Genomic DNA, 12,202 nt, shown 5'->3' on the forward strand with positions numbered 1-12,202 from the left:
TGGAGCGGGTGCCGAAGCCGCGCACGGAGAGCTGCAGGTCCTGGGCGTAGTTCTGGCGTTCGCGCAGCTGCAGGCCGGGGACGGCGCCGGTGAGTTCGGAGAGGTTGACCAGGGGCGTGTTGGCGCGCAGGGGATCGAGCTGGATGGCGTCGATGGAAGCGGCGGCGTCGAACTGGCGCTGGGCGTTGCGGCTGGCGGAGATGACGATGCTCTCCGGCGGGCGGCCGTCGTCGGTTGAGGCCGGGGCCGGGGCCGAGGTCTGCGCCGTCGCCGCGAGCGGCGCGAGGAGGCAGGCCGACAGCAAGGCATGGGGCGGGCGCGGGAAGGCGCGCCGCGGCAAAGAATGGTTCATTCCCTCGTGGCTCCCTGGAAGTGATGGGTGACGATGGATGGCGATGCGGCCGGCCTCGCCGGCGCTAGCGCTTGAGTTGGATCTCGAACGAAGAATAATACGCCGCGAGATTGTCGATGTCCGCGTCGGAGAGCGGCTTGGCGATCACGCTCATGATCTCGTTCTTGCGTGCGCCGCTGCGGAAGGCCTTCAGCTGCTCCGCAAGGTAGGCGGTTGGCTGGCCGGCGAGATGGGGCGCGTTCGGCATCTGCGCCATGCCCTCGTTGCCATGGCACATGGCACAGCTCTGGGCCTTCTCCTTGCCTGCCTTGGGGTCTTGCTTGTCCTGTGCCATGGATTGCGTGCAGAGCAGCACTCCCGCCACGCCCATCGCCAGGGCAAACCGTCGAATCGTCATGATGTCGTCTCCATGAAAAAAGCCGGACGAGGATAGGTCGTCCGGCTTGGGGGCATGCCCGGTCTTACTGGCCGTAGCTGATGCGGTAGATCGCGCCGGCGAAGTCGTCCGACACCAGGATGGAACCATCCTTGAGCACGGCAACGTCCACCGGACGGCCGCGGTACTGCTTGGTCTGCGGATCGAGCCAGCCTTCGGCGAACACCTCGGTCTTGTCGGCCGAGCCGTCGGCCTTGAGCGAGGTGAACATCACCCGCGCGCCGATCGGCGTCGTGCGGTTCCAGGAGCCGTGCTGGGCGGAGAAGATGCCGCCGCGGTATTTTTCCGGGAACATGCTGCCGTTGTAGAAGGTCATGCCCAGGTCCGCGGCATGCGCATCCATCTCGACTTCCGGCGGCGTCAGGTTGGAGGGCAGGGGGTCCTTGTCATAGCCTTCCTCGGTGATGCGGACCTTGCGGCCGCCCAGCCACGGATAGCCGAAATTCTGCCCGGGCTTGGTGGCGCGGTTCAATTCGCCCGGCGGGATGTCGTCGCCCATGCCGTCGGTCTGGTTGTCGGTGAACCAGAGGTCGCCGTTCTTCGGATTGAAGTCCATGCCCACCGAATTGCGGATGCCGCGCGCGAACACCTCGCGCTTGGAACCATCGAAGGGGTCGAGGCGGATGATGCCGCCGATGCCGTATTCGGCGAACTCCTTGAGCTTGGCGCGCGGCGGCACGTTGAAGGGCTGGCCGAGCGTGATGTACAGCTTCTTGTCCTTGCCGATGCGGCAGGTGCGCGCGCCGTGGTTGAAGGACTCGTCCTCCACCGGGATCAGCTTGCCCTGGGGAACGGTCTCGATGACGGCCACGTCCGGACCTTCGTAGAAGAATTCGGCGGCGGGGAAGTTGAGGACGCGGTTATGCTCGGTGACGATCAGGAAGCCGTCCGGGGTCCAGCACACACCATTGGGGTTGTTGAACTTGATGGACGGCGCGAACTGCTTCACCTCGCTCGCGACGCCGGAACTGGTGCGGTCGGTGACGGCCCACACCGCGCTCTTGCGCGTGCCGACGAAGAGCATGTTGGTCGATGGCGCGACCGCCATGTGGCGCGCATCCGGCACGACGGCGTACAGGTCGATCTTGAAGCCGGGCGGCAGCTTGACGCGCTTCAGGTTCTCGCGGATCGCATCGGCGGTGCGGCCGGTCTGCTGGATTGCGGGAAGGTTCGGATCCGTTCCCGAAACCTTGAATTTCTTCAGGTTTTCGATGTTCTGCTGCGCGTTCGCGAGCGGCATTGCAAGCGCAAGGCCGGCCGAAACGGCCAGCCCGATTTTCAAGGACCGTGGTGTTTTCATTTTTCGTCTCCAGATCGTCGTTGGGATCACTCCACTGCTCAAGCCAGGTCACGCCTTTCGGCGTTTTCAACAAATGCCTGTATCTCATCCCGGAAGATGTCCAGCCTCCGGGCGGGGGCGGACCGGCGCCGGCATGGGTCGGGCCATGACAGCGGAAGCGCGCGGGATGGGGTCAGGTTACGATAAAGGACGCGCGCCGCCTCAATGTTGACAAATGCCAATCCGAGGCAAGGAATGGCGGGAATTGGATCGCCAAATTTGTTGAATTCGTCATTTTGGACGGGCCGGCATGGAGGTGCCGAAGCGGGCCGAGGACCGGGCAAGCAAGGGGAATGCGAGGAGGCGGGGAAATGGAGGCCGCGGGGAACGCGGACGGGCGGCACGCGGTGCGACCGGCAGCCAACGCGCAAGGAAACCTGGTGGAGCGGAGGAGGATCGAACTCCCGACCTTCGCATTGCGAACGCGACGCTCTCCCAGCTGAGCTACCGCCCCATGCCTGGAATTCTATTGGCCTTGGGGCAAGCATGCAAGTGCCCCGCGCCGCCGGTTTGCGCTTGTCCGGAAAATGCCGGGCCGGTGGCCGGAACCTGTTGACTGAAGTTCCCGCGCGCCTCTATAGTTGCAGGATGGTTTCCGAATTTCACCACCTTTCCGAAAAGGTCACGCAACTCGCCGAACTCGCCGCCTCCTTGCGCCGCGAAAACGCCGAGCTGCGTCATTCCCTCGCATCGCTCACGGCCGAAAACGCCGAGCTGAACGCGCGCATCCAGCAGGCTTACCAGCGGGTGTCGGCCTTGCTGGAAAGGATACCGGCGACGGATGAAAGCGAGGAGGCCGCATGATACAGCTCGACGTCTCCATCATGGGCCAGCCCTACAAGCTGGCCTGCCGCGAAGGCGAGGAAGGCGCGCTGCGCGATGCGGTGGCCTACCTCGATGAAAAGATGTGCGCTATTCGCGATGCCGGCAAGATCAGGGGCAACGACCGGATCGCCGTCATGGCCGCGCTCGGCATCGCCGCCGAACTGCTCGCCACGAAGTCCGCGAGCGGTCCTTTCTCCGAGATGACCATGGCCGAAGTCAAGCAGAAGATTGCAGCGATGAACGCGGTGATCGACGTGGCGCTTGCCCCTCAGGAAACACTCTTTTAAGGCGGGAAATATATCCGCCGATCCGGGTCGAAAGCCTTTGACATGCGGCTCGATTCGGGTAAACTTAAGCCTTCCTGCCGTGTTCGCGATTGCCATATATTCCTTGAACCATTTATGTGCATAGGTCGCGGAAATTTGTTCGATGGGCGTGAGCGTCGCTAGTCCGATGAACCCGAAATTGAACTAACTGTGACCACCTTGAACCGTAAGGTTCGGGATGCCGGCAAAGACGGCACAGGCGGGGCTATATACCGAAGCGGCTGCATGAAAATGCAGCCGCTTTTTTTGCGCGTTGCGCGCGAACGTCCTGTCGATCCCACGGATCGCCGCCAGGAGGAACGGTCCGGCATGCAATACTGGTTGATGAAATCCGAGCCCGACGAAGTCAGCATCGACGACGCCCTCGCAGCCGCGGGATCGACGGTGCCCTGGACCGGCGTGCGCAACTACCAGGCCCGCAACTTCATGCGCGACCAGATGCGCGTGGGCGACGGCGTCCTGTTCTACCACTCGTCCTGCGCCGAACCGGGCATCGCCGGCATCGCCGAGGTGGCCAGCACGGCCTATCCCGACCCGACCCAGTTCGATTCCGGCAGCCCTTACTTCGATCCCAAGGCCACCCGCGAAACGCCGCGCTGGATGCTGGTCGACGTACGCGCCCTCCGCAAGACCCGCCTGCTCACCCTCGACCAGATGCGCGCCATTCCCGAGCTCGCCGACATGCAGATCCTCAGGCGCGGCAACCGGCTTTCCATCACGCCGGTCGCGCGGCATGAATGGGAATGCATACTCCAGCAACTCTCCTGACCCCCACATGGACATCTCTCTCATCATCGCACTGCTTGCGCTCGGCGCCGCGGTCGGCTTTGCCGCGGGCCTGCTCGGCATCGGCGGCGGCATGCTGCTCGTTCCCTTCATGACCATGCTCCTGACCGCCAAGCACTTCCCGCGCGAGCACATCGTGCACATGGCCATCGCCACTTCGCTGGCGACCATCATGTTCACGTCCATCTCCTCGGTGCGCGCCCACCATGCGCGCGGCGCGGTGCTGTGGCGGGTGGTGAGGCTGCTGGCGCCGGGCATCCTGATCGGCTCCTGGATCGGCCCCTGGATCGGCGCGCAACTCAACGCCACCGCGCTGGCCATGTCCTTCGCGATCTTCGTCGCGTTCTCCGCCACGCAGATGCTGCTCGATAAAAAGCCCGCACCGGGTCGCGATTTCCCCGGACCGGGCGGCATGCTCGCGGCGGGCGGCGGCATCGGCACCCTGGCCGGCCTCGTCGGCGCCGGCGGCGGCTTCGTGTCGGTCCCCTTCATGACCTGGTGCAACGTGAAGATCCACAACGCCGTCGCCACCAGCGCCGCGCTCGGCTTCCCGATCGCGCTCGCCGGCACGCTGTCCAACATCTACTTCGGAATGAAGACGCCAGGCCTGCCGGAAGGCGCCCTGGGATTCATCTACCTGCCAGCCCTGCTGGTGATTTCCATCGCCAGCGTGATGACCGCGCCGCTGGGCGCGAAGGTGGCCCACCAACTGCCTGTGGCCTCGCTCAAGAAGGTGTTCGCGCTGCTGTTGTACAGCCTGGCCGGGTATATGTTGTTCAAGGCGTTTCGGTAGGAGAGAAGACGCAAGGAAAACGCAAATGCAAAAGCCTTCACCTTCGCTTCACCTTCGGCATCCTGCTCCCTGTAGTCGGAACAGGCTGGAGCCATGCCGGTGCGGCAGGAGGCCGAGTCATCGAATGCTTCTCAGGTACTTACTACCGTAGAGGACGGCATCCCTTCTACCCATCGAACAAGGTCGACCGGAGTGACTCGCAGATGGGGGTAAGAGTAGTTTTCTTTGGGTCCTTTCTTTGTCTGCTGACAAAGAAAGGACCTGGGCCGCCGGGACCAGCCCCGGCAAGTCCCCACGGAGTGGGAGCCGCAACCGGTTTACCGGAGAGAAGTTGGAACGAGACAAAACCGAAATGGGATCCCCGCCTACGCGGGGATGACAGCGCGTTGTGGAGACGGCGGCGGTAGGCACGGGGCTGCCAGCGGTAGGCACGGCTGACAGCGCGTTGCAAGGACGGCAGAACCAAGCGCGAATGCCATCGGCAATCAGGAATGCCCAACACCTCACCCCTCCGAATACCTCTCCCTCAACACATTCTTCTGCACCTTCCCCATCGTATTCCGCGGCAATTCCTCCACGATGTATACCCGCTTCGGCACCTTGTAATTCGCGATCCGCGCCTTGAGCACCGCGATGATCTCCGTTTCCGAGAGCGTCGCGCCGTCCTGCGGCACGACCACCGCCGTCACCGCCTCGCCGAAGTCCGGATGCGGCAACCCGATCACCGCCGATTCCGCCACGCCCGCCATGTCGTCGATCACCGATTCGATTTCCTTCGGATAGACGTTGTAGCCGCCGGTGATGATCAGGTCCTTGCTGCGGCCGACGATGGTGAGGTAGCCGTTGCCGTCGAACCGGCCGACGTCGCCGGTCTTGAAGTAGCCGTCGGGGGTGAATTCCTCCTGCGTCTTTTCCGGCATGCGCCAATAACCGGCGAACACGTTCGGTCCCTTGACCTGGATGTGGCCGATTTCGCCCGTCTCGCAGGCTGGCCCGTCGTCGCGCACCACGCGCACGGAGACGCCGGGCAGGGGCAGGCCGACGGTGCCGCCGATGCGGTCGCCATCGTAGGGATTGGACGTGAGCATCGCGGTTTCGCTCATGCCGTACCGTTCGAGGATGGTGAAGCCGGTGCGCTCGCGGAAGCTGTCGAAGGTTTCCTTGAGCAGGGGCGCGGAACCCGAGATGAAGAGCCGCATGCGCGCGCAAACGTCGGGATTGAAATCGGGATCGGCCAGCAGGCGCACGTAGTAGGTGGGCACGCCCATGAAGACCGAGGCGCGGGGCAGGCGGTCGATGACTTCCTTGCTGTCGAACTTCGGCAGGAACATCATCTTGCTGCCGTTGAGCAGGGCGCCGTGCGAGGCCACGAACAGGCCGTGGATGTGGAACAGGGGCAGGGCGTGCAGCAGGACGTCGCCTTGCCGCCATTGCCAGTAGCCGTGCAACACCTCGGCATTGGAGGCGAGGTTGCCGTGCGTGAGCATCGCGCCCTTGCTGCGTCCGGTGGTGCCCGAGGTGTACAGGATGGCGGCGAGGTCGTCCGGGTCGCGGTGCACGGTATGGAAGGTGTTCGACTGGAACGCCGCGCGCGACAGCAAAGAGCCGGTGCGGTCTTCGCCGAGGGTGAAGACGTGCTGGACGCCGTGCGCGAAGGCGATCTGCGATACCCAGCCGAAGCTCTGCGGGCTGCATACCACCACCGATGGTTCGGCATTCTCGATGAAGTAAGCCATCTCGGCCGCGCGGTAGGCGGTGTTGAGCGGCAGGAAGACATAGCCGGCGCGGATCGTCGCCAGGTAAAGAATCAGCGCTTCCGGCGATTTCTCGACCTGCGCCGCGATGCGCGCGCCCTCCGGCAGCCGCAGCCGAAGGAGCAGGTTGGCGATCTTCGCGCTGGCGCGGTCGAGGTCGTTCCAGGTGTAGTACAGGCCGTCATGCGTCTCGATGCAGCAGTCGGTGCGGTCCGCCGGAAAGCGGGATTCAAACAGGGCGTAGAGATTCGCGTTCATGGCGGGTCAGGAGTGCGCTTCCTTCGAGTGGCGGTGACGGCGGTAGGTGATGATCAGCGCGATGATGCCGAAGGCGACCATCGGCAGCGACAGCATCTGGCCCGCGGAAATGGTGATCGGGCCGAAATGGACTTCGTAGTCCGGCGTGCGGAAGTATTCGGTGAAGAAGCGCGCCATGCCGTACAGGCCGACGTACAGCGCGCCCACCGCCAGCGGCGGACGGGGCTTGCGCGCGAAGATCCAGACGATGATGAAGACCAGCAGGCCATCCACCAGCGCCTGGTAGATGGGCGAGGGGTGGCGGGGAATCTGGTCGACGTTCGGCCAGATCATGGCCCAGGGCAGGGAAGGATCGGCTGGGCGGCCCGGCAGTTCGGCATTGATGAAGTTGCCGATGCGGCCGGCCGCGTAACCGAGCGGCACCATGGGCGCGATGAAATCGTAGACGTCCACCAGATGGCGTCCCGTCTTGCGCGCCCACACCCACATGGCAAGCAGCACGCCGATGAAGCCGCCGTGATACGACATGCCGCCCTTCCAGACCGCCAGGATCTCGAGGGGATGGCTGGCGTAGTAGACGGGGTTGTAGAACAGCACTTCGCCGAGGCGGCCGCCGAGCACCACGCCGAGCACGCCGTAGAACAGCATGTCGTCGAGGTCCTCCTTCTTCCAGCCGGCGGCGGCCATGTGCGGCTGCTGCGTGCGCAGGCGGCCGAGGACGATGAACTGGATGAAGGCCACGAGGTACATCAGGCCGTACCAGTGCACCGATAGCGGCCCAATGGAGAAGGCGATGGGATTGGGAAGCGGATGTACGAGCATCTACCGTTTCTTTCGCAAAAGTTCGAGGAAGCTGCGCAGCACGGGCGAGCGGTTATCCCTGCGCCAGGCCAGGCCGGTTTCCACCGGCGCAGTCCCGCGCGCAAGCGGCTTGTAGTCAACGCCCGGGCGTTTCAGGTTAGACACGGATTGTGGCACAAGAGCAATCCCCATGCCCGCCGATACAAGGCCGACGATAGTTTGCATCTGGATTGCTTCCTGCCCGATGCGAGGAGTCAAACCGGCATCACGAAAACAGCCAAGGATAGCATCATGGAAGGCCGGGGCGATACGTCTTGGAAAGATGATCAGCGGCATGTCCCCGACCTGCCTGAGGTCCGCCGCCTCGGTGCCCGCGAGGCCGGCGAGCCCCTGGGGCGCGGCCAGCACCAGCGGCTCGGACAGGACGGTCATGTATTCCAGTTCGGCAAGCGCCTTCTCCGGCAGTGGCGGAATGAGCAGGCCGGCGTCGATGCGACCGGCGAGCAGGTCGTCGAGCTGCACGTCGGTGGTCGCCTCCCGCAGCTCGATGCCCACCTGCGGGAAACGCTCCCGGAATTCCCGCAGCAGCGGCGGCAGCACGCTGTAGTCGGCGGTCGAGATAAAGGACAGGGTCATGCTGCCGGCCTCGCCCGAGGCGGCGCGCCGCACCAGGTCGGGCAGGCCGGCCGCCTGCTGCAGCAGGCGGCGCGCTTCGGGCAGCAAGGCTTCGCCGGCGGGCGTCAGCGCCACGCTGCGCTTGGTGCGCTCGAACAGCGGCGCGCCCAAGGCCGCTTCCAGCGACTGGATGGCTTGCGACAGCGGGGGCTGGGTCATGTGCAGGCGCGCGGCGGCGCGGCCGAAGTGGGTCTCTTCCGCGACGGCGACGAAATAACGCAATTGCCTGAGTTCAAGATTCATATGCGTTGCGACCTAATGAGCAAGGAATCATATATTTGACAGTGGTTCGCTTGCAAGGCACTCTAGACGGTTTCGTACCGCTCCTGGAGACCGCATCATGCCCGTGTACCGTTCCCGAACCACCACTCATGGCCGCAACATGGCTGGCGCCCGCGCCCTCTGGCGCGCCACCGGCATGAAGGACGGCGACTTCGAGAAGCCGATCATCGCGGTGGTCAATTCCTTCACCCAGTTCGTGCCCGGCCACGTGCACCTGAAGGACCTCGGCCAGATGGTCGCCCGCGAGATCGAGGCGGCCGGCGGCGTGGCCAAGGAATTCAACACCATCGCCGTCGACGACGGCATCGCCATGGGCCACGGCGGCATGCTCTATTCGCTGCCCTCGCGCGAGCTGATCGCCGACTCGGTCGAGTACATGGTGAATGCCCACTGCGCCGACGCCATGGTCTGCATCTCCAACTGCGACAAGATCACTCCCGGCATGCTGATGGCTGCCATGCGGCTCAACATTCCCGTCGTGTTCGTGTCCGGCGGCCCGATGGAAGCCGGCAAGGTCATCGAAGCGTTGCACGGCAAGCAGGAAGGCCAGCAGAAGATCATCAAGGTCGACCTGATCGACGCCATGATCCAGGCCGGCGACCCGACGGTGTCGGACGCCCAGGTGGCCAACATCGAGCGCTCCGCCTGCCCGACCTGCGGCTCCTGCTCCGGCATGTTCACCGCCAACTCCATGAACTGCCTGACCGAGGCGCTGGGCCTGTCCCTGCCGGGCAACGGCACCATCGTCGCTACCCACGCCGACCGCCAGGAACTCTTCCTGCGCGCCGGCCGACTCGTGGTCGACCTCGCCAAGCGATATTACGAGCAGGATGATGCCACCGTCCTGCCGCGCAACATCGCCACCAAGACCGCGTTCGAGAATGCCATGGCGCTCGACGTTTCCATGGGCGGTTCCACCAACACCGTGCTGCACCTGCTCGCCGCGGCGCAGGAGGCCGGCGTGGACTTCACCATGGCTGACATCGACCGCATCTCGCGCAAGGTGCCCTGCCTGTGCAAGGTCGCGCCCGCCACGCAGAAGTACCACATCGAGGACGTGCACCGCGCCGGCGGCATCGTCGGCATCCTCGGCGAACTCGACCGCGCCGGCCTGCTCGATACCTCGGTCTATACCGTGCACAGCAAGACCATGGCCGATTCCATCGCCAGCAACGACGTCATGCGCACCGACGACGCGGCCATTCACAAGCGCTACCTCGCGGCGCCCGGCGGCGTGCCGACGCAGCAGGCCTTCTCGCAGGACAAGCGTTTCGACAAGCTCGACCTCGACCGCGCCGAAGGCTGCATCCGCAACCTGGAGCACGCCTATTCCAAGGATGGCGGCCTCGCCGTCCTGTACGGCAACCTGGCGGAGAAGGGCTGCATCGTGAAGACCGCCGGCGTGGACGAGAGCATCCTCAAGTTCACCGGCCGCGCCCGTGTGTTCGAGAGCCAGGACGACGCGGTGGAAGCCATCCTCGGCGACACGGTCCATGAAGGCGATGTCGTCGTCATCCGCTACGAAGGACCGAAGGGCGGCCCCGGCATGCAGGAAATGCTGTACCCGACCTCGTACATCAAGTCCAAGGGCCTCGGCAAGGCCTGCGCGCTCTTTACAGACGGACGCTTCTCCGGCGGCTCCTCCGGCCTCGTGATCGGGCATGCCTCGCCCGAAGCGGCGGAAGGCGGCACGATCGGCCTGGTGAACGAGGGCGACATCATCGAGATCGACATCCCGGAGCGCCGCATGCACCTGAAGGTCAGCGATGCGGAACTGGCGGAACGCCGCGCGGCGATGGAAAAGAGGGGCGATAAGGCATGGAAGCCGGCGAATCGCCAGCGCGTGGTATCGCAGGCGCTGCAGGCTTATGCGGCGCTGGCGACCTCGGCCGATCGCGGCGCGGTGCGCGACCTGTCGCAGCTCAAGCGCTGATCTCTTGCATCAGGTGCCGGGCGATCGGCCCGGCATGCACTTCAGATCCATGGCGGAGCAGGCTTGCTCCGCCATTTTCATTTCTTGAATGCCTTGCTGACCCGCTCCTTGCGGGCTTTCTCGTGCTGGTCATGCGCCTTGCGCTTGTCCAGCCCCAGCATGCGTTCGATGAATTCGAACCAGATGAAGGCGACGCAGAAGAGGCCGATGATCCACCACCAGGACAGGTTCGCGAATGGTCCAAGCTCGAAATAGCGCAGGATGGACAATCCGACAACCGCAACGATGAGCAGCATGGCAAATCCCTTTTGTGTTTCGTGATGGAAATCAAGGAAGATTGTAACGGACATTGGTTACAGTCAACGCTCATCCTGACGGCGGCGTTGCTGCATTGACGACAGCGGCTCGCTTGCCGGCATGGTCTTGGTCTTCCAGCAATTCTGGGTTGATTTCGCGCTACAATGACGGGCGCTTTTTTTGGAGAGAATAATGAAACGTTTGGTGTTGATCGGTCTTGCCGCCGCTGCCCTGGTATCGAACGCCGCAATGGCAAACGCGGACCTGGCAAAGGCAAAGAACTGCATGGCTTGCCACTCCGTACAGAACAAGGTCGTCGGCCCCGCCTTCAAGGATGTCGCTGCCAAGTACGCCGGCGACAAGACCGCCGAAGACAAGCTGGTGCAGAAGGTCCTGAAGGGCGGCTCCGGCGTGTGGGGCGCGGTCCCGATGCCCGCGAATGCGCAGGTGACCGATGCCGAGGCGCATACCCTGGTGAAGTGGGTGTTGTCGCAGAAGTGATGTTTGCTTGGCGACGCTAGTTAGTCGCGAATTGAAAGGCGCCCGCAAGGGCGCTTTTGTTTTGCGCCGCTGGTTTGCTGTTCTGCGCTGTATTGAACAGAACCTCGCCAACCCTCTCTAATCCTCCAGCCCATGAAAACCTCCAACCTCCTATCCCTGCTAGGCATGGCCGCCGTGCAATCCCCGCGCAAGGTCATTGCCCTCGTCCTGCTCGCGCTCATCGCCGTCGCGATGACGTTTTCCTACGTCGGCTACCTCGTCATCACCATGCTCTCTCTGCAGTTCGACACCAGCCGCTTCCTGGCCGGACTGATGCTGGGAGTGCTGTTCGCACGTTTTCCTCGCGTGAGGGAAGGCAAGCTCGGCACCATCGGCCTGCTGCCGAAACCGGCACGCCAACCCGTGATGGCTGCAATCCTGGTGTTCTGCCTGCTGCGTTATCTGCAAGGTGGCCAGGCCGGGGAAGCTGCCGCCATCGGCGTCGGCCTGCTGCTCATCCTCGGATTCGCGGCATTGAGAAAAAAACTGGCGGGTCGCTTCAACGCATTCAAGGCGGATGTGTTCACCCAGCCGCAGGGCAATGGCGCAGCGCGCGGCGCGCGTGTCGACCACGACGTGATCGACGTGGAATTCAGAGAAAAGAAAGAGTGACGGCGAACGCATCTGCCGCCCAATAAAAAAACCCGGCCGAAGCCGGGTTTTTCGCATCATGCGCAACCGGTGATTACTTCGTCACCGCCAGCTGCGTGCGCTTGCCACCCTTGTAGGTGTACAGCGTCAGCGTGCCGTCCTTGATGTCGCCCTTGGCGTCGAACGCGATGTTGCCCGTCACGCCCTTGTAGTT

14 protein-coding genes, 1 tRNA gene, 1 other RNA gene and 2 pseudogenes are annotated in these 12,202 nt (G+C 63.9%); 8 read left to right on the forward strand and 10 right to left on the reverse strand.

Going from position 1 to position 12,202, the window contains the following annotated elements:
• The 4 genes and pseudogenes from G3574_RS28345 to G3574_RS12505 all read right to left on the reverse strand — a co-directional run.
• Positions 1 to 352: pseudogene (locus G3574_RS28345) on the reverse strand (ligand-gated channel protein); the annotation flags it as partial.
• Between the two features lie 64 nt (positions 353 to 416).
• The gene (locus G3574_RS12495) at positions 417 to 749 is read right to left on the reverse strand and encodes a c-type cytochrome (protein WP_163963585.1); all 333 of its coding nucleotides are present in this window, start codon (positions 747 to 749) and stop codon (positions 417 to 419) included.
• Positions 750 to 813: 64 nt separating this feature from the next.
• Positions 814 to 2,088 carry a PQQ-dependent sugar dehydrogenase gene (locus G3574_RS12500; RefSeq protein WP_163963586.1) on the reverse strand — a complete coding sequence of 425 codons (1,275 nt, stop codon included), beginning with the start codon at positions 2,086 to 2,088 and terminating at the stop codon, positions 814 to 816.
• 417 nt (positions 2,089 to 2,505) lie between these two features.
• Positions 2,506 to 2,581: transfer RNA gene (locus tag G3574_RS12505), tRNA-Ala, on the reverse strand.
• Positions 2,582 to 2,679: 98 nt separating this feature from the next.
• Between G3574_RS12505 and zapB the strand changes: the two genes are divergently transcribed.
• The 5 genes from zapB to G3574_RS12530 all read left to right on the forward strand — a co-directional run bounded on the left by zapB (position 2,680) and on the right by G3574_RS12530 (position 4,857).
• The gene (gene zapB / locus G3574_RS12510) at positions 2,680 to 2,931 is read left to right on the forward strand and encodes a cell division protein ZapB (protein ID WP_163963588.1); all 252 of its coding nucleotides are present in this window, start codon (positions 2,680 to 2,682) and stop codon (positions 2,929 to 2,931) included.
• Entirely contained in the window at positions 2,928 to 3,239 is a 312-nt protein-coding gene (locus tag G3574_RS12515) for a cell division protein ZapA (RefSeq protein ID WP_163963590.1), read from the forward strand. The genes zapB and G3574_RS12515 overlap by 4 nt, the downstream gene beginning before the upstream one ends.
• Positions 3,240 to 3,307: 68 nt before the next feature.
• Positions 3,308 to 3,488: non-coding RNA, 6S RNA (gene ssrS / locus G3574_RS12520), on the forward strand.
• Positions 3,489 to 3,587: 99 nt separating this feature from the next.
• Positions 3,588 to 4,046 carry an EVE domain-containing protein gene (locus G3574_RS12525; protein WP_163963592.1) on the forward strand — a complete coding sequence of 153 codons (459 nt, stop codon included), beginning with the start codon at positions 3,588 to 3,590 and terminating at the stop codon, positions 4,044 to 4,046.
• Between the two features lie 7 nt (positions 4,047 to 4,053).
• A complete protein-coding gene (locus G3574_RS12530) occupies positions 4,054 to 4,857 on the forward strand; it encodes a sulfite exporter TauE/SafE family protein (protein ID WP_163963594.1) in 804 nt (267 codons plus the stop codon).
• Positions 4,858 to 5,360: 503 nt separating this feature from the next.
• Here the strand turns inward: G3574_RS12530 and G3574_RS12535 are convergent.
• From G3574_RS12535 to G3574_RS12545, 3 genes are read right to left on the reverse strand one after another with little or no spacing between them, the layout of a single operon-like run.
• Positions 5,361 to 6,869: a malonate--CoA ligase gene (locus tag G3574_RS12535; RefSeq protein ID WP_163963596.1), complete on the reverse strand. Its 1,509-nt coding sequence runs from the start codon at positions 6,867 to 6,869 to the stop codon at positions 5,361 to 5,363.
• 6 nt (positions 6,870 to 6,875) lie between these two features.
• Positions 6,876 to 7,691: a prolipoprotein diacylglyceryl transferase gene (lgt, locus tag G3574_RS12540; protein ID WP_163963598.1), complete on the reverse strand. Its 816-nt coding sequence runs from the start codon at positions 7,689 to 7,691 to the stop codon at positions 6,876 to 6,878.
• Entirely contained in the window at positions 7,692 to 8,588 is an 897-nt protein-coding gene (locus G3574_RS12545) for a LysR family transcriptional regulator (protein WP_163963600.1), read from the reverse strand.
• Between the two features lie 97 nt (positions 8,589 to 8,685).
• Between G3574_RS12545 and ilvD the strand changes: the two genes are divergently transcribed.
• The gene (gene ilvD / locus G3574_RS12550) at positions 8,686 to 10,560 is read left to right on the forward strand and encodes a dihydroxy-acid dehydratase (protein WP_163963602.1); all 1,875 of its coding nucleotides are present in this window, start codon (positions 8,686 to 8,688) and stop codon (positions 10,558 to 10,560) included.
• A 77-nt stretch (positions 10,561 to 10,637) separates the two neighbouring features.
• On the opposite strand, the gene G3574_RS12555 is transcribed toward ilvD, so the two are convergent.
• Both G3574_RS12555 and G3574_RS12560 read right to left on the reverse strand, forming a co-directional pair.
• Positions 10,638 to 10,856 (reverse strand): TIGR04438 family Trp-rich protein, encoded by a 219-nt coding sequence (locus G3574_RS12555; RefSeq protein ID WP_163963604.1) that lies wholly within the window; start codon positions 10,854 to 10,856, stop codon positions 10,638 to 10,640.
• Positions 10,857 to 10,919: 63 nt separating this feature from the next.
• On the reverse strand, positions 10,920 to 11,144 hold the full coding sequence (locus G3574_RS12560; RefSeq protein ID WP_163963583.1) for a hypothetical protein: 225 nt from the start codon (positions 11,142 to 11,144) through the stop codon (positions 10,920 to 10,922).
• On the opposite strand from G3574_RS12560, the gene G3574_RS12565 reads away from it, so the two are divergent.
• Entirely contained in the window at positions 11,050 to 11,358 is a 309-nt protein-coding gene (locus tag G3574_RS12565; protein ID WP_163963606.1) for a c-type cytochrome, read from the forward strand. The two genes, G3574_RS12560 and G3574_RS12565, sit on opposite strands and share 95 nt — an antisense overlap.
• 132 nt (positions 11,359 to 11,490) lie before the next feature.
• Positions 11,491 to 12,009 (forward strand): hypothetical protein, encoded by a 519-nt coding sequence (locus G3574_RS12570; protein ID WP_163963608.1) that lies wholly within the window; start codon positions 11,491 to 11,493, stop codon positions 12,007 to 12,009.
• Positions 12,010 to 12,082: 73 nt separating this feature from the next.
• Here G3574_RS12570 and G3574_RS28350 read toward each other — a convergent pair.
• Positions 12,083 to 12,202, reverse strand: a pseudogene (locus G3574_RS28350) (branched-chain amino acid ABC transporter substrate-binding protein); the annotation flags it as partial.

This window comes from Noviherbaspirillum galbum, assembly GCF_010974945.1.
Classification (GTDB): domain Bacteria; phylum Pseudomonadota; class Gammaproteobacteria; order Burkholderiales; family Burkholderiaceae_D; genus Noviherbaspirillum; species Noviherbaspirillum galbum.

Coding starts and splice junctions, on each gene's coding strand:
- G3574_RS12495 (WP_163963585.1), bottom strand. CDS start 749: ATGACGATTCGACGGTTTGCCCTGGCGATGGGCGTGGCGGGAGTGCTG.
- G3574_RS12500 (WP_163963586.1), bottom strand. CDS start 2,088: ATGAAAACACCACGGTCCTTGAAAATCGGGCTGGCCGTTTCGGCCGGC.
- G3574_RS12515 (WP_163963590.1), top strand. CDS start 2,928: ATGATACAGCTCGACGTCTCCATCATGGGCCAGCCCTACAAGCTGGCC.
- G3574_RS12525 (WP_163963592.1), top strand. CDS start 3,588: ATGCAATACTGGTTGATGAAATCCGAGCCCGACGAAGTCAGCATCGAC.
- G3574_RS12530 (WP_163963594.1), top strand. CDS start 4,054: ATGGACATCTCTCTCATCATCGCACTGCTTGCGCTCGGCGCCGCGGTC.
- G3574_RS12535 (WP_163963596.1), bottom strand. CDS start 6,869: ATGAACGCGAATCTCTACGCCCTGTTTGAATCCCGCTTTCCGGCGGAC.
- lgt (WP_163963598.1), bottom strand. CDS start 7,691: ATGCTCGTACATCCGCTTCCCAATCCCATCGCCTTCTCCATTGGGCCG.
- G3574_RS12545 (WP_163963600.1), bottom strand. CDS start 8,588: ATGAATCTTGAACTCAGGCAATTGCGTTATTTCGTCGCCGTCGCGGAA.
- ilvD (WP_163963602.1), top strand. CDS start 8,686: ATGCCCGTGTACCGTTCCCGAACCACCACTCATGGCCGCAACATGGCT.
- G3574_RS12555 (WP_163963604.1), bottom strand. CDS start 10,856: ATGCTGCTCATCGTTGCGGTTGTCGGATTGTCCATCCTGCGCTATTTC.
- G3574_RS12565 (WP_163963606.1), top strand. CDS start 11,050: ATGAAACGTTTGGTGTTGATCGGTCTTGCCGCCGCTGCCCTGGTATCG.
- G3574_RS12560 (WP_163963583.1), bottom strand. CDS start 11,144: ATGCAGTTCTTTGCCTTTGCCAGGTCCGCGTTTGCCATTGCGGCGTTC.
- G3574_RS12570 (WP_163963608.1), top strand. CDS start 11,491: ATGAAAACCTCCAACCTCCTATCCCTGCTAGGCATGGCCGCCGTGCAA.